This is a genomic window from Mariniphaga anaerophila (assembly GCF_900129025.1).
GTDB classification, from domain to species: domain Bacteria; phylum Bacteroidota; class Bacteroidia; order Bacteroidales; family Prolixibacteraceae; genus Mariniphaga; species Mariniphaga anaerophila.
Genome location: NZ_FQUM01000003.1, coordinates 445,453 through 466,209, shown reverse-complemented (window position 1 = coordinate 466,209; position 20,757 = coordinate 445,453). Strand labels below are relative to the sequence as shown.

15 protein-coding genes are annotated in these 20,757 nt (G+C 42.3%); 6 read left to right on the top strand and 9 right to left on the bottom strand.

What is annotated here, in order from left to right:
- Nucleotides 1-46: 46 nt before the first annotated feature.
- The 5 genes from BUB08_RS08015 to sufB all read right to left on the bottom strand — a co-directional run bounded on the left by BUB08_RS08015 (nucleotide 47) and on the right by sufB (nucleotide 6,090).
- Nucleotides 47-1,012 (bottom strand): bile acid:sodium symporter family protein, encoded by a 966-nt coding sequence (locus BUB08_RS08015; RefSeq protein WP_073000535.1) that lies wholly within the window; start codon nucleotides 1,010-1,012, stop codon nucleotides 47-49.
- A gap of 1 nt (nucleotide 1,013) precedes the next feature.
- Entirely contained in the window at nucleotides 1,014-2,234 is a 1,221-nt protein-coding gene (locus BUB08_RS08010; RefSeq protein WP_073000532.1) for an aminotransferase class V-fold PLP-dependent enzyme, read from the bottom strand.
- Nucleotides 2,235-2,438: 204 nt separating this feature from the next.
- Nucleotides 2,439-3,806: a Fe-S cluster assembly protein SufD gene (sufD, locus tag BUB08_RS08005; RefSeq protein ID WP_073000529.1), complete on the bottom strand. Its 1,368-nt coding sequence runs from the start codon at nucleotides 3,804-3,806 to the stop codon at nucleotides 2,439-2,441.
- A 1-nt stretch (nucleotide 3,807) separates the two neighbouring features.
- Nucleotides 3,808-4,560 carry a Fe-S cluster assembly ATPase SufC gene (sufC, locus tag BUB08_RS08000; protein WP_073000527.1) on the bottom strand — a complete coding sequence of 251 codons (753 nt, stop codon included), beginning with the start codon at nucleotides 4,558-4,560 and terminating at the stop codon, nucleotides 3,808-3,810.
- Between the two features lie 87 nt (nucleotides 4,561-4,647).
- On the bottom strand, nucleotides 4,648-6,090 hold the full coding sequence (gene sufB / locus BUB08_RS07995; protein ID WP_073000525.1) for a Fe-S cluster assembly protein SufB: 1,443 nt from the start codon (nucleotides 6,088-6,090) through the stop codon (nucleotides 4,648-4,650).
- A 131-nt stretch (nucleotides 6,091-6,221) separates the two neighbouring features.
- Between sufB and thiL the strand changes: the two genes are divergently transcribed.
- Nucleotides 6,222-7,262: a thiamine-phosphate kinase gene (gene thiL / locus BUB08_RS07990; protein WP_073000523.1), complete on the top strand. Its 1,041-nt coding sequence runs from the start codon at nucleotides 6,222-6,224 to the stop codon at nucleotides 7,260-7,262.
- 3 nt (nucleotides 7,263-7,265) lie between these two features.
- On the opposite strand, the gene lpxA is transcribed toward thiL, so the two are convergent.
- The 4 genes from lpxA to BUB08_RS07970 are packed head-to-tail and all read right to left on the bottom strand — an operon-like array spanning nucleotide 7,266 to nucleotide 11,814.
- Complete coding sequence (gene lpxA, locus BUB08_RS07985) at nucleotides 7,266-8,048, bottom strand: acyl-ACP--UDP-N-acetylglucosamine O-acyltransferase (protein ID WP_073000520.1); 783 nt, start codon at nucleotides 8,046-8,048, stop codon at nucleotides 7,266-7,268.
- A gap of 19 nt (nucleotides 8,049-8,067) precedes the next feature.
- Nucleotides 8,068-9,456: a bifunctional UDP-3-O-[3-hydroxymyristoyl] N-acetylglucosamine deacetylase/3-hydroxyacyl-ACP dehydratase gene (locus tag BUB08_RS07980; protein ID WP_139249644.1), complete on the bottom strand. Its 1,389-nt coding sequence runs from the start codon at nucleotides 9,454-9,456 to the stop codon at nucleotides 8,068-8,070.
- A 9-nt stretch (nucleotides 9,457-9,465) separates the two neighbouring features.
- Entirely contained in the window at nucleotides 9,466-10,521 is a 1,056-nt protein-coding gene (gene lpxD, locus BUB08_RS07975; protein WP_073000517.1) for a UDP-3-O-(3-hydroxymyristoyl)glucosamine N-acyltransferase, read from the bottom strand.
- A gap of 36 nt (nucleotides 10,522-10,557) precedes the next feature.
- Nucleotides 10,558-11,814: an HD domain-containing protein gene (locus tag BUB08_RS07970; protein ID WP_073000514.1), complete on the bottom strand. Its 1,257-nt coding sequence runs from the start codon at nucleotides 11,812-11,814 to the stop codon at nucleotides 10,558-10,560.
- 171 nt (nucleotides 11,815-11,985) lie between these two features.
- Here BUB08_RS07970 and rimP point away from each other — a divergent pair, with 171 nt between their 5' ends.
- The 5 genes from rimP to BUB08_RS07945 all read left to right on the top strand — a co-directional run bounded on the left by rimP (nucleotide 11,986) and on the right by BUB08_RS07945 (nucleotide 20,749).
- Entirely contained in the window at nucleotides 11,986-12,450 is a 465-nt protein-coding gene (gene rimP, locus BUB08_RS07965) for a ribosome assembly cofactor RimP (protein ID WP_073000511.1), read from the top strand.
- Nucleotides 12,451-12,461: 11 nt separating this feature from the next.
- Nucleotides 12,462-13,697 carry a transcription termination factor NusA gene (gene nusA / locus BUB08_RS07960; protein WP_073000508.1) on the top strand — a complete coding sequence of 412 codons (1,236 nt, stop codon included), beginning with the start codon at nucleotides 12,462-12,464 and terminating at the stop codon, nucleotides 13,695-13,697.
- Between the two features lie 95 nt (nucleotides 13,698-13,792).
- Nucleotides 13,793-16,828: a translation initiation factor IF-2 gene (gene infB, locus BUB08_RS07955; RefSeq protein ID WP_073000505.1), complete on the top strand. Its 3,036-nt coding sequence runs from the start codon at nucleotides 13,793-13,795 to the stop codon at nucleotides 16,826-16,828.
- Between the two features lie 96 nt (nucleotides 16,829-16,924).
- Complete coding sequence (locus BUB08_RS07950; RefSeq protein WP_073000502.1) at nucleotides 16,925-19,714, top strand: hypothetical protein; 2,790 nt, start codon at nucleotides 16,925-16,927, stop codon at nucleotides 19,712-19,714.
- Nucleotides 19,715-19,837: 123 nt separating this feature from the next.
- Nucleotides 19,838-20,749 carry a DMT family transporter gene (locus BUB08_RS07945; RefSeq protein ID WP_073000499.1) on the top strand — a complete coding sequence of 304 codons (912 nt, stop codon included), beginning with the start codon at nucleotides 19,838-19,840 and terminating at the stop codon, nucleotides 20,747-20,749.
- Nucleotides 20,750-20,757: the final 8 nt, after the last annotated feature.

Genomic DNA, 20,757 nt, shown 5'->3' with positions numbered 1-20,757 from the left:
CCTTCAAATTGCAGCGAATGTTGCCTTATTTATAATCCTCTTAACTTCAGATTTCTTTTGACATTTTGCGCGCCATTACACTAATGTAGAAGAGCTGAAAACTGTGGTAAATCATAATAGGGAGAAGGAAGATTCCGGCTCCGCTGATTCCGCTAAACAATACACTGGAGAAAACAGAACCGTGCACCAACGATTTTTTTGTGCCTGCAAACTGCAAAGTAATCCTGTCTTCTCTGGAAAATTTCATTTTGTGTGCCAACCATCCGGTAAATTTCAATACGAAAAAGAAAAGTAGGATAACCGCCAGCAAAAGCACTGAGAGTGCTACCCAACTTACAGAGGTGAAAATGCCCGACAGGAATGAGCGACTGAACGATTCGTAAACGATGAGGAGAATAATTGTTTTGTCGAATGTCGCCAGCTTGGGCAGGTGCCGGTTTATCCAGTACACAAAATACTTGTGGAGCATTAAGCCCGCTACTACTGGCACAATAATTTGAGTGAAGAGCTGAATCAGAACATGCGAAAAATCGAATCCCGCCTGCTGACCAGTCAGAAAAAGACCCACCCAGAACGGGGTTGCCACAATTCCGATAATTCCGGAAATGCTTGCGTTGAAAATGGCGCCGGGAATGTTGCCTCCGGCAATGGAAACCATTACAACCGACGAAGAAACAGTGGATGGCAATGCTGCCAGAAAAAACATTCCCATCCAGAATACTTCAAGGTTAGTACCTTTAATCAACGGGTAAAACGGCAAAACCAGCAACGGGAAAACCAGAAATGTTGTAAGCTGAACAGCAGCGTGCATGCGCCAATTGCTCATCCCGGCTTTCAGCCTGGCCGGATCCAACTTTAATCCGTAGAAGAAAAAAATAAGCACAACCCCGATATCGATAATTAGCCCCAGATGTATCGGTTGTAAATCCATTCCGATGCCGGGTTTCAGCCACGCTGTAAAAATCATCAGAAACAGGCCGGAGATGAACCAGTCGGGGAGGTATTTCTTCATTTTATGCTAACATTTGCGCTACTTTTTTCAGCGCTTTTATGAAGTTATCGATTTCTTCCTTGGTATTGTATAGAGCAAATGAAGCACGCACGGTTCCGGGGATGTTATAAAAATTCATCAGCGGATCTGCGCAGTGATGTCCGGTGCGCACAGCAACACCTGCTTTGTCGAGCATAGTTCCCAAATCAAATGGGTGGATTCCTGCAATATTAAACGAAATAACTCCTGATTTGTGAGGAGCTTCGCCGTAAATGCGTAATCCGTCTATCGCTTTAAGCTGTTCGGTTGCATACCTCAACAACTCCTGCTCCCATGCAGCAATGTTATCAATTCCGGTTTCCCTGAGTAACTTTATTGCTTCACTAAAAGCAATTACCCCGGTAATGTTCGGTGTGCCGGCTTCAAATTTATATGGAATTTCGCTGAAGGTGGTTTTTTCGAACGACACTTCTGAAATCATTTCGCCTCCTCCCTGATAAGGGGGCATTTGCTCCAGCCATTTTCGCTTTCCGTAAAGAACGCCTACTCCATTGGACCCATACATTTTATGGGCGGAAAAAGCATAAAAATCGGCATCGAGCGATTGCACGTCCACCTGTATGTGTGGCACGGCCTGGGCTCCGTCTACAAACACCGGAACGTCTCGTTTGTGGGCAGTTTCAATAATCTGTGCCACGGGGTTAACCGTTCCGAGAACATTGGAAACGTGTGCAACTGCAATTAGTTTTGTTTTGGAAGATATCAGTTCCGGAAGCAGCCCGGTTTGCAATTCTCCCGATTCAGAAATGGGCAGTTTAACAATTTTCGCCCCTTTTCTCAATGCATTAATTTGCCAGGGAACCAGGTTGGAATGGTGTTCCATTTCGGACACAATAATTTCGCTCCCCGGCGTAAGAAACTGTTCCCCGAAAGATGCAGCAACCAGATTGATGCTTTCTGTGGTTCCTTTGGTGAAAATAATTTCTTCTCGGTTTTCGGCATTGATGAAATTTTTTACCTCGTCGCGCGCCGTTTCAAAGTCTCCGGTAGCTTTGTCGGCCATGTAATGCGCTGCTCGGTGAATATTTCCGTAGTAATCATTTTGAAGGCGTTCCTGAGCCATTAATACCTGCACGGGTTTTTGTGTAGAGGCTGCATTGTCGAAGTATATTAACGGCCGGCCGTAAACTTCCTGCTTTAGTACCGGAAAATAACTTCGCATTTTTTGAATATCGTATTTCATCCGTCTATAATGTTTATTCTAATGGTGACTCATGTAACTCGCACGATAGTTATACTCTTTTGTGCCAGTGTTTTATCGTGTTCTTTTCATTTTGTCAGAAATTACAGGCGATAAAGGTAGAAAATCCGTTCCAAAAAAAAGAAACCCGCATTTTCCGGTGAATAAAAGGAAGGTGCGGGTTAAATATTGTATTAGCACCAGGCGCTAACAGTCGCAATTGTATGCGCACTCGTGACAGCGTGCGACCTCGCCTTTTAGGCGTTTGTCCACTAATTCGTCGATTCTGTCGCGCAACGGTTCAATAGAAATTTGCTGGACAACTTCGTGAGCAAAAGCGTTCATCATCATTAAACGGGCTTTGTCTTCATCAATACCACGCGCCCTCATGTAAAACAATGCTTCTTCATCTATTTGACCCACTGTTGCTCCGTGACTGCATTTTACATCATCGGCATCAATAATCAACTGAGGTTTTGTTTGCATGGTTGCTTTGTCGGTAAGCAACAGGTTGTTGTTACGTTGAAAAGCGTTGGTTTTCTGTGCATCGCGTATCACATGAATTCTACCTGCAAAAGCTCCGTTTGATTCGTCGTTCAATACATTTTTGTATATCTGGTTGCTCATGCAGTTCGGTTTTGCATGAATCACCTGGGTGAAATTATCCACATGCTGCTTCTTATCGAGGAATGCCATTCCGTATAAGTGAGCTTCAGCATTTTCTCCGTCGAGAATGAATCTCAGGTTATTTCTAATAACGCCACCGTGAAGCGAAGAATAAAGCGTTGTTGCTTTTGAATCCTTTTCCTGGTGAACAAAAACTGAGTTGAGGCTGGTGGTTTTGTTGTGCTCGTTTTGCAGCGTGTAATATTCGAAATTTGCATTTGCGCCCACAAAAACTTCAGTTACCGAGTTGCTCAGGTACGTATTCAGGTTTAGCGTGTGGTCGCACGAAACAATTTTTGCGTCTGCCCCCTCTTCCACAACAATGAAGTTTCGCTGTGTAACAAATGCGTCTTCGTTTGCCTGTAAAAAATTGATTAGCTGAATAGGCTTATCAACAACCGTATTTTTGGGAACGTAAAGAAAATAGCCGTCTTTAGCGAAAGCAGTGTTTAACGCAACCAGCGGGTCTTCCTCTGTTTTTGCCAGCGTGGCGTATTTTTTCAGGAGTTCCGGTTTTTCCCGGGCTATTTTTTCCAGGCTTTCGAGAATTACACCTTCGGGGAGTTGTCCAGCCTGTTTGTTATCCTCGTAATACCATCCATTGAAAATGAAAGCCAGGTGGGTGTCTAGTTGCGGAACATCGCAACGAAACGCCGCATGCAAATCCAGCTTTACCGGTTCGCGCCGGTGCATAAACCGGTATTCCGGGAAAAATTGAGGTTGAAGGTTGGTGTATTTATAATTTTCGTTTTTCCGTGTGGGGATTCCCTGCATTACAAAATCCTGAAAAGCTTTGTTGCGGGGAGCATTCAGTACGTCGGCCGACTCCTTTTGCAAGCTTTCTTTTACCTCGTTGTAATGCGCGGTATATTTTAATGATAAATCTGCTTTATCTACCAGTACACTCATTTTAATTTTCGTTTTCTTGTTTAATCCAGTCGTACCCTTTTTCTTCAAGTTGAAGTGCAAGTTCTTTGCCTGCCGATTTTACAATTTTCCCTTTGTACAATACGTGAACAACGTCGGGAACAATGTATTCGAGCAGTCGTTGGTAGTGGGTAACAACAATAGTTGCATTTTCTGGTTTGCGCAAAGCATTTACCCCGTGAGCAACAGTCTTCAGTGCATCAATGTCGAGGCCCGAATCTGTTTCGTCGAGGATAGCCAGTTTGGGCTCCAGCAGAGCCATCTGGAATATTTCGTTTTTCTTTTTTTCTCCGCCCGAAAAACCTTCGTTTACAGAGCGGTTGGTCAGTTGCGAACGCATTTCCACTAAATCCATTTTTTCGCGCATGAATTTGAGGAACTCACCAGCGGTCAGCTCTTTTTCGTTGTGGTATTTTCGGTGTTCGTTAACGGCAGTTTTCAGGAAATTTACCATGGGAACTCCCGGAATTTCAACCGGGTACTGAAAGCTCAGAAAAAGACCTTCTTTTGCCCGGTCTTCAGGTGCCATTTCCAGCAGGTTTTTCCCCATGTAAGTTACTTCTCCGTGGGTTACTTCGTATTCTTCCTTTCCTGCCAAAACATTTGCAAGGGTACTTTTTCCCGAGCCGTTGGGTCCCATAATGGCATGAATTTCTCCTGGCTTTACTTCGAGGTTGATTCCCTTCAGGATTTCCATTCCGTCTATGGAAACATATAAGTCTTTAATTGATAACATTTTTAGTATAAATATTTTGAGCATGGAATAAAGTGCCCATTACTCGTATTTAACAATGATTTTTTTGAAATTTCAATTTCGAAATTATTATCCTACACTTCCTTCTAGGCTGATTTGTAACAGCTTCTGCGCTTCAACTGCAAACTCCATCGGAAGTTTGTTCAGCACTTCTTTGGCGTAACCGTTTACAATCATGCCAATGGCCTTTTCTGTGTCTATTCCGCGCTGGTTACAATAGAAAATCTGGTCTTCCCCAATTTTTGAAGTGGTGGCCTCGTGCTCAACAATCGATGATTTATTGCCTACTTCAATGTATGGGAAGGTATGTGCTCCACAAGTGTCGTTCAGCAACAGCGAATCGCATTGCGAAAAGTTTCTCGAATTAATTGCTCCGGGCAGTACTTTAACCAGTCCGCGGTAAGAATTCTCGCTTTTCCCTGCAGAAATTCCTTTGGAAACGATGGTGCTTTTTGTGTTTTTTCCGATGTGAATCATTTTTGAACCCGTGTCGGCCTGCTGGTGATTATTGGTAACAGCAACAGAGTTAAATTCACCCACTGAATTATTCCCGATAAGAATGCAACTCGGGTATTTCCAGGTAATGGCCGAACCGGTTTCTACCTGTGTCCAACTGATTTTGGATGACACGCCTCGACAGATGCCGCGCTTGGTTACGAAATTGTAAATTCCGCCTTTTCCGTTTTTATCTCCCGGATACCAGTTTTGTACGGTGGAATATTTTACTTCGGCCCGGTCGAGGGCAATAATTTCGACTACGGCCGCGTGCAACTGGTTTTCGTCGCGCATTGGCGCGGTACATCCTTCCAGGTAACTTACGTAGCTGTCGTCGTCGGCTACAATAAGGGTTCTTTCGAACTGGCCGGTGTTGGCGGCGTTAATACGGAAATAAGTAGACAATTCCATCGGGCATCGTACTCCTTTCGGAATATAGCAAAAAGAGCCGTCGCTAAAAACAGCCGAGTTAAGTGCAGCAAAAAAATTGTCGGCAACAGGAACTGCCTGTCCGATGTATTTACGCACCAGGTCTGGATGTTCCTGCAGTGCTTCGCTAAACGAGCAGAATATAATTCCCTGCTCGGCCAGCACTTCTTTGAACGTAGTTTTTACGGAAACACTGTCGAGAACTGCATCTACTGCTACACCGGCCAAATGTTTTTGCTCTTCCAGCGGAATACCCAGTTTGTTGAAAGTATCCAACAGTTCCGGGTCAACTTCGTCCATACTTTTGAGCTCTTTTTTCTTTGGCGCTGCATAGTAGCTGATGTCCTGAAAATCGATTGGTGGTACTTTTAAATAAGCCCAGTTTGGCATTTTCATTTTTTGCCACTTTCTAAATGCACCCAGCCTGAATTCGAGCATGAAATCCGGCTCGTTTTTTTTCTTTGATATTGTGCGGACAACTTCTTCATTGAGCCCCCGATCAATAATATCGGTGTCTATGTCGGAGAAAAAGCCGTACTTGTATTCGTTTTGGGTTACTTCTGCTAATATCTTGTCTTGATCTGTCATTTTTTTACTCTGTTATGGATAAATAACAAACGTTTATCCAGACTGTTTACAAATAAATTGCAAAGATATAAAACTATGGGTAATTTTGTCCTTAAGGAATGCAATTAACACCTTTTAGTCTTTTATTAATAATGAGTAAAGAAAAGAAACAAACCAGAATAGCCGATTTGGGTGAATTTGGCCTGATTGAACGGCTTACCAAGAACATTAATATTGTAAATAAGAGTACACTGAGAGGAGTTGGAGACGATGCCGCAGTTATTGATTATAAAGAGAACTGCGTGGTGTTTTCTACTGATTTACTGACTGAAGGAGTGCACTTTAACCTGATGTATGTTCCGTTAAAACATTTGGGATACAAAGCGGTTGTTGTGAACCTGTCGGATATTTACGCCATGAATGCCCGTCCGCGGCAAATAACCGTTAATCTAGCGTTGTCGAATAAATTTTCGGTAGAAGCGGTGGAAGAGTTGTATTCTGGTATTCATCTGGCCTGCGAGCATTATGGAGTCGATTTGGTTGGCGGAGACACAACAAGCTCGTTAACCGGTTTAACAATTAGTATAAGTGTACTGGGCGAAGCAATCCCGGAAAACCTGGTTTACAGAAGTGGCGCAAAACCGGGCGATTTGCTCTGTGTTTCGGGCGATTTGGGCGGTGCCTACATGGGATTACAGCTTTTGGAGCGTGAGAACGAAGTTTTCAAAGTAAATCAGAATACACAACCACAATTGCAGGGATACGATTATATTCTGGGACGGCAGTTAAAGCCGGAAGCCCGGGCTGACGTTGTGAATGCTTTTGAAAAGCTGAAACTGAAACCTACTTCGATGATTGATATTTCAGACGGGTTGTCTTCTGAAATTTTGCATTTGTGCAAAAACTCGAATGTGGGGTGCCAGTTGTTTGAAGGAAGTGTGCCCATGGATGATCAAACCAAGAAGATGGCAGGCGAGCTGAACATTAATCCGATTGTGGCTGCGTTAAACGGGGGAGAAGATTACGAATTGCTTTTTACATTGTCTCCTGAAGACTCGGAGAAAATTAAAAATGATCCTGATTTTACAGTTATTGGAAAAATAACTGAGCCTGCAGAAGGTGCGAATCTGATTGCCATGGGCGGATCAAAAATTCCTCTGCAGGCTCAGGGATGGAATCACCTGAAAAGCTGATTGCTAATCGGGATAGTATCCTCTGATGATGCCTCTTTTTGAGTCTTTTACAAAAAGAAGAACTTCATCACGTTCCTGGGTTGCAGGCATTTCTGCTTCAATTATTTCTACAGCCTGAGCTGTGTTCAACCCTTTTTGGTAAATATACCGGTAAATGTCCTGAATTTCTCTTATTTTTTCGTTGGAATAAGTTCTGCGGCGCAGTCCGATGGAGTTAATTCCAACGTAAGACAACGGCTCGCGACCTGCTTTAATAAAAGGAGGAACATCTTTACGTACCAGAGAACCTCCGCCAATCATAACGTGCGATCCAATACGGCAAAACTGGTGAACTCCTGTCATTCCCGAAATAATGGCCCAGTCGTCAACAACAACTTCTCCGGCCAATTGGGTATTGTTTCCCAGAATAACAGAGTTTCCTACAACACAATCGTGTGCAATGTGCACATACGCCATAAGCAGATTGTTGTTTCCAACTACTGTTTTGCCTTTTGCAGCAGTGCCCCTGTTGATGGTTACATATTCACGGATGGTGTTGTTGTCTCCGATTTCGACAGTGGTATATTCTCCTTTGAACTTTAAATCTTGTGGTATAGCACCAATTACTGATCCCGGAAAAATGTTGCAGTTTTTTCCGATACGTGTTCCTGAAAGTATGGTAACACTTGACCCAATGCGGGTTCCTTCACCAATTACAACATCTCTGTCGATTGATACAAAAGGTTCTATTACAACGTTTTCTGCAACTTTTGCATCGGGATGTACGTACGCCAGTGGTTGTTTCATAATCTATACTGATTCTGTATTAATTATCTGTTTGTTTTACAATCTGAGCCATGAATTCGCCTTCTGCGACAATTTTGCTGCCCACATATGTTACTCCTTTCATGGTGGCAATACCACGTCTGATGGGAGAAGTTAAAATTACTTTAAATATGAGGGTGTCGCCGGGGACTACCTTCCTTCTGAATTTTACATTGTCAACCCTGATAAAGTAGGTTGAGTATTTTCCTTCAAGCTTACAAAGCACGAGCAGCCCGCCGGTTTGAGCCATGGCTTCAATTAGCAGTACGCCAGGCATTAGCGGTTCGTCCGGAAAATGTCCCTGGAAAAACGGTTCGTTGTGGGTTACGTTTTTAACTCCTACAATTTCTGTATCAGACATGGACAGAACTTTGTCCACCATTAAAAACGGATAACGGTGGGGAAGAAATTCTTTTATCTGAAGGGTATCCAGTACCGGCGCTGCATCCGGATCATATTCGGGTGCACCGGATTGCAATTTTTTCCATTTGTTTTTTAATTCACGGGCAAAAATCGTGTTGGGCCTGTGTCCGGGTTTTGTGGCAATAATCCGTCCTTTTATACGCTTTCCGCAAAGTGCAAGGTCGCCAATAACATCAAGAAGTTTGTGGCGTGCGCATTCATTGTCGAAATGCAGTTCCAGATTATTCAGTATTCCATGCTGTTTTACTTCAATATGGTCGTGGTGAAAAAGATCGGCCAAACGATCCAGTTCTTTTTGTCCAATTTCCCTGTCGATAATAACAATGGCGTTATTCAGTTCGCCACCTTTTATGAGGTTGTTGTTCAGCAGAAATTCCAATTCGTGCAAAAACACAAAAGTGCGGCAATTGGCAATTTCTTCGCTGAATTTTTCAATAGAATCGAGTATCGCGTATTGGTTGTTCAGTACTTTCGACTGGAATGAAATCATTACATTCAGACTGTAATCGTCGTCCGGAAGTGCAATGATATGTGAACCTGACTTTTCATCGAATATTTCTATTTTCTCACGAATTTCAAAATATTCGCGTTCGGCATCTTGTTCTTTTATACCGGCCTTTTTTATGGCCTCTACAAAATATTTAGAGCTGCCGTCCATAATCGGGGCTTCCTCGTTGTTTACCTCAATTAATACATTGTCGAGGTCCATTCCAACCATAGCAGCCAGTGCGTGTTCGATGGTGCCAATTCTGGCTCCGTCTTTTTCGAGCAGTGTTCCGCGTGAAGTATCAACAACCAAATCGACGTCTGCTTCGATAATTGGCTGGTTCTCTAAATCAATACGTTTAAATTTAAATCCGTGATTTTCCGGAGCCGGCAAAAAGTTCATGGTTACATGCACTCCGGTATGCAACCCTTTTCCCTCAATTTTAAATGAATTTGCTAATGTTTTTTGTTTTACCACCATACCTGAAATTTACTTAGAACCGGCTTCTTTTGCCTGTTTTAAGGATTCAACATCTTTTTGAAGCTGTAAAAATTCATTACGGAGTTTAGGTAAGTTTTTTATAATGGCGTATGTTTTAACGGCATCTTTGTAATTAATAGCCGGAGTAGAAAGTATGATTTCGTTATCTTTAACAGACTTGGCAACGCCTGACTGGGCTCCAATCTGAACATGGTCGCCAATGGTAAGGTGACCGGCGAGGCCAACCTGTCCGGCAAACCTGCAGTTTTTGCCTATTTTTGTTGAACCTGCCATTCCCGATTGCCCTGCAATTACGGTATTTTCGCCAACTTCGCAGTTGTGAGCTACCTGAACAAGGTTGTCGATTTTTGCCCCTTTCCTGACAATTGTAGATCCAAATGTTCCACAATCGACCACAGTATTGGCACCAATTTCAACGTCATCTTCCAGAATTGCATTTCCCACCTGGTGAATTTTTTTGTAGGTGCCATCTGCCTGTGGGGCAAAACCAAATCCGTCGGAGCCAATTACAACGCCCGAGTGTAGAATGCAATTGTTGCCAATTACGCAGTCGTCGTAAATTTTAACTCCCGCATATAATATGCAGTTTTCGCCAACGGTAACATTGTCGCCTATAAAAACCTGGGGAAAAAGCTTAGTGGTGTTTCCCACTTTTGCATTTTTACCAATGCTGGTAAATGCTCCAATGTAAACATCTTCTCCAATGCTTGCAGTTTCGTCTATAGAAACAGGAGACTCAATACCTTTACGGGTATTTTGTTTTGTTTGTACATATAAATCGAGAAGAGATGCAAATGCCTGATAGGCATCTTCAACCTTAATTAAGGTAGTTTTAATCTCTGCTCTTGGCTTAAACGTCCGATTTACCAGTACAATCGACGAGTCAGTATTGTATATGAAATGCTCATATTTCGGATTGGCAAGGAAAGAGAGTGTTCCGGGTTTTCCCTCCTCTATTTTCGATATGCCAGATACTTTAACATCGTTGTTTCCAATTACTTCTCCGTTCAGAAACAATGCAATGTCTGTAGCTTTAAATTCCATGCATTATTTTTTTAGCGGTGCAAATATAGGTTTAAACTAATTAATGACCAATTCTTTTGGGTAACAGGCAAAATATTTCCTGACTGTCTTGTTTAAAACAGAAAGGTTTATGTCGGAAGCTTTTTCCATGTCTTTGATTTTTCCGTTCTTTAATAGAATATTAATATTTTCGTTATGTCTGTTATACGCGCTGTTGGTAATTTCGCCAGTCATAAGAAAGTATTGAGAGAGTTTCGGGTTGTGTGTAATCTGGTTGGTAATTTGAACCAATGTTTTTTCTTTCCACTTTTTGGTAACGGGTTTGTCAATAAGCTGAATCCTGAAAAGTTTTCGGTTAAAAAGATTTGTAGACAGTGTGGAAAGAATCATATCGGAGTGTGACTGCCATTCTTTTATGCACGAGAAAATATCGTTGTCGTCCAGCAGCGCGTACCAATCGAGAACTTTTTTTCCTTCAACTACAGTGTTTTTTGAAAAGTCATCGTGGCTGAAGTTGTATTTCATAAAAATCTCGAGGGTGGGCGTTAGGAACAATTTTTCGCCTGTGGTATAAATTTCGTTTGCCCGTTTTAATACATTAATAAGTAAGAACTCTGCCGACACAACTGTTTTATGAAGGTACACCTGCCAGTACATCAACCTGCGCGCAATCAGAAATTTTTCGATGGAGTAGATTCCTTTGTAATCTACGGCCAGTTGGTCGTTCCAAACTGTTAACATTTTAATAATGCGGTCAATTCCTACAATTCCTTCAGCCACTCCTGTGAAAAAGCTGTCGCGGCTGAGGTAGTCGAGCCTGTCCATGTCTAACTGGCTGGCTACCAACTGGTGTAAAAACTGTTTCTTGTACTGGTTTTTAAAAATTTCGATGGCGAGCTGAAGTTTTCCGTCAAACTGTCGGTTCAACTCTTCCATCATCAGTAGCGAAATGGTTTCGTGAGGAATTTCTACCAGCGTGTTTTCCAGAACATGGGAAAAAGGCGCGTGCCCAATGTCGTGAAGGAGGATGGCCATGGTTACTGCGTCTGCCTCTTCTTCGGTTATTTCGTGGCCTTTTAGCCGCAACACAGAAATGGCCTGTCGCATCAGGTGGCTTGCTCCCAGGGCGTGCTCAAAGCGAGTGTGGTTGGCGCCCGGGTACACGAGGAATGAAAGCCCGAGTTGCTTGATTCTCCGGAGTCTCTGCATGTACGGATGTTCAATCAGATCAAATACCAGCTCCGATTGGAGATTGATGAACCCAAATACCGGGTCGTTAATTATTTTCTTTTTGTTTGTGAAATAATCGGTCACCTGTTTTCTATTATTCAGAGGCTAAAAATACAAAAGATTAATTAATTCGCTTTAAGGCATTTATCAATCTCTATATTTTTTGCATTTAGGAAAGAAATTACTATTTTTGCGCAGATTTTCAGAAAACCTGAAATAGGGGACCAGAGGTTCCCTATTTTGTTACAGGCAATTATGGTGGATAAGAAAAAAATAGTGGAACTGGTAAAAGAAAAGCTCGATGAAAATGCTTTTCTGGTTGATGTACAGGTAAACACATCGAATGTAATAAAAGTGTTTCTGGATAGCTTCGATGGACTTTCCATCGACCGTTGTGTGGAGATTAGCCGGTTTCTCGAAAACAGCCTTGACAGGGAAAAAGAAGATTTCGAACTACAGGTTTCTTCTCCCGGATTATCTGAAAGTTTCAGGGTGAAAGAGCAATACCTGAAGAACGAAGGACGTGAGGTGGAGATTGTAACTGCTGACGGTTTAAAACGAACAGGGCTCTTAAAAGAAGTAAAGCCTGATTTTATTTTACTGGAAACTTCGGCCCGTGAAAAAGTAGAAGGGCACAAAAAGAAGCAATTGATCGTAAAAGAACATCAGATTGATTATAGCGATATTAAAAGCGCAAAAGTTATAGTTTCATTTAAATAAAAAGAATAACGATGGAAAATATTAACCTTACCGATACTTTTGCCGAGTTCAAAGAGCTGAAGAATATCGACCGGGTGACCATGATGAGTGTGCTCGAAGATGTTTTTCGCAGCGTGCTGATTAAGCAGTACGGCACCGACGAAAATTTCGATGTAATTATTAACATCGATAAAGGCGACTTTGAAATCTGGAGAAATCGTGAGGTCGTAGAGGACAGCGAACTGGAAGATCCCAATTTGCAGATTTCTCTTACCGAAGCTCAAAAGATTGACAGCGATTACGAAGTGGGCGAAGAGGTAACCGACGAGGTGAAGTTAATTGATTTTGGTCGTCGTGCTATTCTGAACCTTCGGCAGAACCTGGCCAGCAAAATTATGGAGCTGGAGAAAGACCACATCTACGGTAAATACAAAGATAAAATCGGCGATATTGTTACCGGTGAAGTTTACCAGGTCTGGAAGAAGGAAATATTGATACTTGACGATGAAGGAAACGAGTTGATTTTGCCAAAGTCAGAACAAATTCCTTCAGACTATTTTCGTAAGGGCGATACCGTTCGAGCCATCGTATACAAAGTTGAACTGCGCAATAACAATCCGTTGATTATTTTGTCGCGTACAGCGCCGGTTTTCCTCGAAAGGTTGTTCGAACTGGAAATTCCGGAGATATTTGATGGATTAATTACCATTAAAAAGATTGTACGTGTTCCCGGAGAACGGGCAAAAGTAGCAGTAGAATCATACGACGAACGAATTGACCCGGTTGGAGCATGTGTGGGAATGAAAGGCTCACGTATCCACGGAATTGTTCGTGAGTTGAAAAACGAAAATATTGATGTAATTAACTATTCTGCAAACACCCAGCTGTACATAAAACGTGCGCTGAATCCGGCAAAAATTAACAACATCAAATTAAAAGAAGAAGATAAAAGGGCAGAAGTGTACCTCAGGCCCGAAGAAGTTTCGCTGGCAATTGGAAAAGGCGGTCTTAATATTAGGCTGGCAAGCCAGTTAACCGGTTACGAAATTGACGTTTACCGCGAAGTGGAAGACGACGATGATGACGTAAACCTGGAAGAATTTGCTGACGAAATTGAAGGTTGGGTTATTGATGCGTTGAAAGCAATCGGATGCGATACTGCTAAAAACGTATTGAGTATTCCTCGTAACGAATTGATTAAGAGGACTGATTTGGAAGATGAAACAATAGATAATGTACTGAAAGTATTAAAAGCAGAATTTGAGTAAATAAAAATTAAGCTTAATTTTAAGTTACTCTAAATGCTTTTATCTAAACTTGCAGAGACTTTTAATATTGGGTTAGGAAAAGAAAAAAAGAATATATGGCAGCAGGTAAAACAATAAGGCTTAGTAAACTTGCGAGAGAGTTTAACGTGGGAATTCACACCATTGTTGACTTTTTGCAAAAGAAAGGTTTTGACTATAATTCAAACCCGAATACAAAAGTTTCTGAAGATGCTTTGGCTTTATTGGAAAAAGAGTATAAGATTGATTTAAATCTGAAAAAAGAGTCAGAAAAAATAATTCTGAAAAGCCACCGGCCAAAGCAGGAGGTAATTAGTATAGACGACAAATCTGAAAAAGTAGTTGACGAAGATTTAGAAGAGGAAGAAGTTATAGAAACTCCCAAAGTAGCAGTTAAAAAAACACCTGCTCCTGAAGTCAAAAAGAAAGAAGAAGAGAAGATTATTGAAAAGCCAAAAATGGCTGACAAGATAAAGGTTGTTGGAAAGGTTGATTTAGAAAGCCTCAAAAAGCCTGTTAAAAAGGTTGAAAAGCCTGAAGAAGTTAAAGAAAAAGAACCAGAGAAAACTGTTGAAAAAGCAGTCGAAAAAGTAGAGCCCAAAAAGGTTGAGAAACCTGTTGAGCCCGAAAAACCTGTTGCAGAAAAAGAACCTGCTCCAGTAAAAGAAGAAATCATTCAACCGGAAAAGGCTCCGAAAGCGGAGGCACAACCTGCGAAGGAAGAAGAGAAAACCAAAGAAGAAATCATCGAAACAGAAGTTCCAAAAGTGGAAGAACTCAAAGTAGTCGGAAAAATTGATCTCGACGCGTTGAACCAGAAAACACGTCCAGCGAAAAAATCGAGAAAAGAACGCGAAAAAGAACGGAAAGAACGCAGACGACAAAAGGTTGCCTCGCTGAAAACAGAAGAACATGTTGCCGAAAAATCGACAGAAAAGGGTTCTGAAGGAAATTCCGAAAAAGAAGAAGTTGTTATCAGGGCCAAAGTCGGAAGACTTAACGGGCCCACAGTAGTTGGCAAAATTGATTTGCCTGAAAAAAAATCAGATTCGCATGGCGATGCGGCTTCCAAGAAAAAACGCAGGAAAAGGATCAAAGAATCCGGCCGCGTAAAATTCGAAGACAAAAAGCAGGATTCGAGAGGAGGAAGGACAGATCACAAACTACAGAAAAATACCGGAAAGAAGAAAAAAGTTCTGCTTAAGAAAGAGGTGAACGAAGAAGAAGTTCAGAAGCAGATTAAAGATACCCTGGCTCGCCTTACTTCAAAAGGCAAGTCGAAAGGATCTAAACACCGGCGCGATAAAAGGGCTGCGGCAAGTGAAAGAGCGCAGGCCGATATGGAAAAGCAGAATATAGAAAAGAAAATATTGAAGGCTACCGAGTTTGTATCGGTTAGCGAGCTGGCTAATATGATGAGTGTGAATGTAAACCAGATCATCTCATCGTGCATGAGCCTTGGCCTTTTCGTTTCTATTAACCAACGTTTAGATGCCGAAACATTATCTATCGTTGCCGAAGAATTTGGTTTTAAAGTCGAATTTGTAAGTGCTGACCTGCACGATTCAATTGATTCGGAAGTAGATGCCGAAGAAGATTTGGAACCACGTCCGCCTATTGTTACCGTAATGGGGCACGTAGACCACGGGAAGACTTCGTTACTCGACCACATCCGGAACACCAATGTAATTGCCGGAGAAGCCGGTGGTATTACTCAGCATATCGGAGCTTATAAAGTAAAGTTGAAATCAGGCAGGAAAATTACTTTCCTTGATACTCCTGGTCACGAGGCTTTTACCGCAATGCGTGCACGTGGAGCACAGGTTACCGACGTTGCCATTATTATTGTGGCTGCCGATGATAACGTGATGCCCCAAACAGTGGAAGCAATCAACCATGCCACAGCGGCTGGCGTACCAATTGTTTTTGCCATTAATAAAATTGATAAACCGGGCGCTAATCCCGACCGTATAAAGGAAGAGCTCGCCAATATGAACTTCCTGGTAGAAGAATGGGGCGGTAAATACCAGTCCCAGGACATTTCTGCCAAGCAAGGACAAGGCATTACCGATTTGCTCGAAAAAGTACTGCTCGAAGCAGAAATGCTGGAGCTTAAAGCCAACCCGAACAGGAGGGCAGTGGGTACCATCATCGAGTCGTCATTGGATAAAGGACGCGGGTATGTTGCTACCGTTTTAGTTGAAAACGGAACATTAAATGCAGGTGACATTGTTTTGGCCGGACAGCATTTTGGCCACATAAAAGCAATGTTTAACGAAAGGAACCAGCGTATTGAAACCGCAGGTCCTGCCGAACCGGTAATTATTTTGGGGCTTGACGGAGCACCGCAGGCCGGCGATAAGTTTAACGTGATGGAAAACGAACGGGATGCCCGTAACGTTGCCAACAAACGCGAACAGCTCGCTCGTGAACAGGGTCTCCGGTCGCAAAAACATATTACACTCGACGAAATCGGACGACGAATTGCCATTGGCAACTTCCAGGAACTTAACCTTATTATTAAAGGTGACGTTGACGGTTCTATCGAAGCTCTTTCAGATTCATTGATAAAACTTTCTACCGACGAAATTCAGGTTAACATTAAGCACAAAGCTGTCGGACAGATTTCCGAATCAGACATTTTGTTGGCCGCCGCTTCCGAAGCTATTGTTGTTGGATTCCAGGTACGGCCATCGCTTAGTGCACGTAAACTTGCCGAAAAAGAGCAAATCGATATTCGTTTATATTCTATTATTTACGATGCCATTAACGAGGTGAAAGCTGCAATGGAAGGGATGCTTTCTCCGGATATTAAAGAAGAAATTACAGGTACTGCCGAAGTGCTCGAAACCTTTAAAGTTACCAAAGTTGGAACAGTTGCCGGGTGTATTGTACGCGACGGCAAAATTTCCCGCAGTTCAAAAATCAGGATTATTCGCGATGGTATTGTAATTTATACCGGGAACCTCGGTTCGCTGAAGCGTTTTAAAGACGACGCCAAAGAAGTGAAGAATGGTTACGAATGTGGTTTGAACATTGAGAACTTTAACGACATTAAGGTGGGCGACCATGTTGAAGCATTCCAGGAAGTGGAAGTAGCTAAGCAATTGTAACCCCCGAGTTATTAACAACCGGTATTTCATTAATATTCAGAAAATCCCGCTTTTCAACTCTCCCGTTTTTGTAGTTTTGAGGAAAACCCAGGAAAGATGAAGCGTAACCTGATTATCGTTGTTTTGATTGTTCTGGCAGCCGTCGGAGGTTATTTCTATTTTTCAAACGAAAGAAGCCCGTTTTTAAGAGATACTTCCGTTTACAAAGCTGTTCCGGTATCTTCGCCGTTTTTTTTTGAATTAAGCTCCATTCGAAGCATTCCGTTTGGCGATCCGTTTATTCGTGAAATGGAAAATGCCGGGATTGGCAAAAATTGGTTCGAGTTTTTGCATAAGGCCGATTCGTTGATTGACGTAACCGAGGAACTCCCCCGGAGCTTGCGAAATTCCTCTTTTCTGCTCGCCTACGGCATTGCTGGAAGGAACGAACTGATTCCTCTTTTGGCAACTCAGGCAGAATCTCACAGCCGGAGAAATGCACTTGGAAAATTTTTGAAAACCGTTTATCCTCCCGGCAAATACAATTACGACGAACGTGATTATGGCAAGTATAAAATACAGGAGATTTCGGGCGAGAATAATCAGGATATCCTCTTTTTTTCATATGCTGAAGATTTGTTATTGGTTAGTCCGCGCGTGATTATTATTGAGCAGGTAATTCGCCAGTTTTCTGTTCATGGAATTGAAAATAACCCCTACTTTTTGGATGTGAACAAAACTGCGGGTACGCAGGGCGTTTCTCTGTATATTAATCATAAATGGATAAACAGTCTTTTCGCTGAAATTTTAAATCGAACTGCTATTCAAAAGGTAGACGAGTTTGGTGCCACGTCCCGTATTCAGTATTCTTCGAAGGCTGAAAAATTCAGGGATTTTGCTGAATGGAGTGAACTCGATTTTAGGTTTAATAACGGACAACTTCTGTTAAATGGGGTTTCTGCGGTTGATGATTCCCTCAACCATTTTTTGACTGTTTTCGACAAACAGCAGCCGGTTCGCTACCGGGCCGGAGAAATTTTGCCACAAAATACCTCCTTTTATTGCAGCTACTCGTTTTCCGATAAGAAATTATTTTTTGAAAAACTGGAAGACTTTTTCATGCATTCGCCGGCTTATTATCACCGCGAAGAACGGATGAAACGGTTCGACCGGGGATTCAGGGGAAGTGTGCGCAATGCATTTCAGGAAATGGTAAACGATGAAGTGATTGTAGCAACATCAACAATTCCGGTAGATCCTTCAAATAAAACTACGTTTTTTATTATTCATACCGAAAGCCGTTCCGGAGCCGAGGAGCAGTTCCAGAAACTGATGAGCGGTTATGCTTCGCGTACGGAAACTGAGATGAATAAATTGTATACTGATTTTGAGATTGACAAAGATGTCAGGTTTCGTATTTATCGTTTTCCGTATCCGTCTTTCCCCGGCTTGTGGATGGGAAGCCCGTTTGGTATTGCAGATGCCAGGGTTGCTGTGTTTTACGATAATTATCTGGTTTTTTCCAATTCGGAACAAGGGCTGCAGGAATATTTGCGCAACATGGTTTTGGGGGCAACGCTGTCGGGCGACAACAATTACCAGCGGTTTATCCAGAGCAGTTCCAGCCGTTCTAACATCAACGTTTATGCAGATATAAACAGGGCTTTCGGATTGCGAAATGAAATTTTGTCTCCGTCATTCCTTGAACAAATCAAAGAAAAAGAAGAAACCATCCGTCGTTACGGGCAGGTAAACTGGCAGGTACAACACGACAAGGGAATCTTTTTCAATTCCCTGGCTATTCAGGCTCATTCGGCTGAAAACGAGGAGGCAAAAACAACCTGGCAAAGTTCCGTTGGCAGTAATGTGGCAACAAAACCGCTGATGGTTTTAAATCATACCGACAAGAGTAACCGCGAAATCATTTTTCAGGATGCGCAAAACAATCTTCAGTTGGTTGCCGGTTCCGGACGGGTGCGTTGGAGTGTGCCAATTTCGGGTTCTGTTTTAGGCGAAATTTACCAGATAGATTATTTCAAAAACGGCCGATTGCAATATCTTTTCAACACGAAAGACAAATTGTACCTTATCGACAGAAATGGTAATAACGTGGGGAATTTCCCGATTGCCCTGCGTTCTCCGGCAACAAACGGAGTAAGTGTATTCGATTACGATAACAACCGGAATTACCGCTACTTTGTGGCAGGCGAAGACCGAAAAATTTACGCTTATGATTATTCCGGTAAAATTATTTCGGGGTGGAGTTTTGGGCAGACTGATTTTTCGGTAACTACTCCTGTTCAGCATTTCAGGGTTGCGGGAAAAGATTACATTGTATTTAACGATAAGTCGCGCATTTACATTCAAAACAGGCAGGGCGAAACGCGGGTGCCGGTTTCTGCTCGTTTCGATTTTAGTAAAAATCCGGTTAAACTGAGCCTTGAGGGAACGCCCAAAATTGTTGCTACCGATTCTGGCGGGAAAGTGCACTACATTTACTTTAACGGAAAAACAGAAGAGAAAAAAACGGCCCGGTATAGCAGTAATCACTTTTTTACAGTTGATGACCTGGATGGTAACGGAACTCCTGATTTTGTTTTTGTAGATGGCAACGAAGTAACGGTTATGGACGAAAACGGGAAAAAGTTGTTCGGCAAAAAGTTGGATAATCCCGTTCAGCACCAACCCAATGTGTATACTTTCTCGTCGAAGTTGAAAAAGGTGGGGGTGGTTGATGCCGTTTCAAACCGGATTTACCTTTTTGCTCCTGATGGAAAAATACACCAGGGTTTTCCGCTGCAAGGAAACAGCGAATTTTCTATCGGAAAACTTTCCGACAGTTCAACCGGCCTGAATCTGGTTGTGGGAAGTGAAGGGGGAAAACTTTATAATTATACGCTGAATTAAGAGTCGTTCGCGCTACTAAAAATTATCAGAAAATAACGTGATAACAGAACAGGCGGCAAAATGCTTTCTGTAAACAACCGGTTTCAATTTTTTATACTTTTGCGATTCATTTTAGAATAGTCAATGAAATTAGATACGTTAAAAGGATATTTGTTTGCTTTGGTAGCAACCATCGCATTTTCCAACGTTTATATTTTTAGCAAGGCGGCACTTAATGAGGTGCATTTGGTTCAGTTTGGTGTTTACTGGTTTTCCATCAGTACATTTTTAAACCTGCTTTATTCCGTAAAACAGAAGAAGCTGGCACAGCTAAAAATGCTTTCCAAAAAGCAGGTGCGTATTTTAATTACGTTGGGAATGCTGGAAATACTTACCACCACATCGTTTTTCTTGTCTATTCATATTATTCCCGACCCGGCAGTTACTTCTTTTTTGGGCAACATGTTTCCGGTAATGCTGGCTTTGGGAGGAGTTTTTATACTCGGAGAAAAATTTGGACCGGTGGAAATTATTGGTGCTTTTTTGGCAATGACTGGTGCTTTTATTATTAGTTACACCGGTGGAACCTCGTTCGATAAATTTTTTATTCCGGGAACCGGTATTGTGCTGATAAATGCTTTTTTGGCAACCTCTGCTTCTTTGGTTGTAAAAGTGCACGTGAAGAAAATGAGCCCCGAGCTTTTAAATCTTAACCGTTCGGTTTGGTTGCTGATTTTTTCCATTGTCATGTTTTTTGTGTACGGGCAATCGATTATTATTCCGGCTTCAGCAATAAAAAATATTGCCATTGGCGCTTTGCTGGGGCCGTTTTTGGCTGTTCTTACCGTTTACTATTCGTTCAGTTTTCTGCCTGCATCAAAGTCGTCGGTAGTGCAAAGTCTCAAAGGGATTTTTGTGCTTGTGGGCGCCTATCTGTTTTTCGGTACGCTTCCGCTTAAGCACCAGCTTATTGGTGGATTTCTTACTGTTGGCGGAGTGTTGATTATGACGCTGGCCCAGGCGGGGGTTTTCAGAAAAAGAGTTAAAGAATCATAATGCCTCTG

Bases quoted from the DNA above. Each gene is read 5' to 3' on its own strand.
- BUB08_RS08015 (WP_073000535.1), bottom strand. From the start codon at position 1,012: ATGAAGAAATACCTCCCCGACTGGTTCATCTCCGGCCTGTTTCTGATG.
- BUB08_RS08010 (WP_073000532.1), bottom strand. From the start codon at position 2,234: ATGAAATACGATATTCAAAAAATGCGAAGTTATTTTCCGGTACTAAAG.
- sufD (WP_073000529.1), bottom strand. From the start codon at position 3,806: ATGAGTGTACTGGTAGATAAAGCAGATTTATCATTAAAATATACCGCG.
- sufC (WP_073000527.1), bottom strand. From the start codon at position 4,560: ATGTTATCAATTAAAGACTTATATGTTTCCATAGACGGAATGGAAATC.
- sufB (WP_073000525.1), bottom strand. From the start codon at position 6,090: ATGACAGATCAAGACAAGATATTAGCAGAAGTAACCCAAAACGAATAC.
- thiL (WP_073000523.1), top strand. From the start codon at position 6,222: ATGAGTAAAGAAAAGAAACAAACCAGAATAGCCGATTTGGGTGAATTT.
- lpxA (WP_073000520.1), bottom strand. From the start codon at position 8,048: ATGAAACAACCACTGGCGTACGTACATCCCGATGCAAAAGTTGCAGAA.
- BUB08_RS07980 (WP_139249644.1), bottom strand. From the start codon at position 9,456: ATGGTGGTAAAACAAAAAACATTAGCAAATTCATTTAAAATTGAGGGA.
- lpxD (WP_073000517.1), bottom strand. From the start codon at position 10,521: ATGGAATTTAAAGCTACAGACATTGCATTGTTTCTGAACGGAGAAGTA.
- rimP (WP_073000511.1), top strand. From the start codon at position 11,986: ATGGTGGATAAGAAAAAAATAGTGGAACTGGTAAAAGAAAAGCTCGAT.
- nusA (WP_073000508.1), top strand. From the start codon at position 12,462: ATGGAAAATATTAACCTTACCGATACTTTTGCCGAGTTCAAAGAGCTG.
- infB (WP_073000505.1), top strand. From the start codon at position 13,793: ATGGCAGCAGGTAAAACAATAAGGCTTAGTAAACTTGCGAGAGAGTTT.
- BUB08_RS07950 (WP_073000502.1), top strand. From the start codon at position 16,925: ATGAAGCGTAACCTGATTATCGTTGTTTTGATTGTTCTGGCAGCCGTC.
- BUB08_RS07945 (WP_073000499.1), top strand. From the start codon at position 19,838: ATGAAATTAGATACGTTAAAAGGATATTTGTTTGCTTTGGTAGCAACC.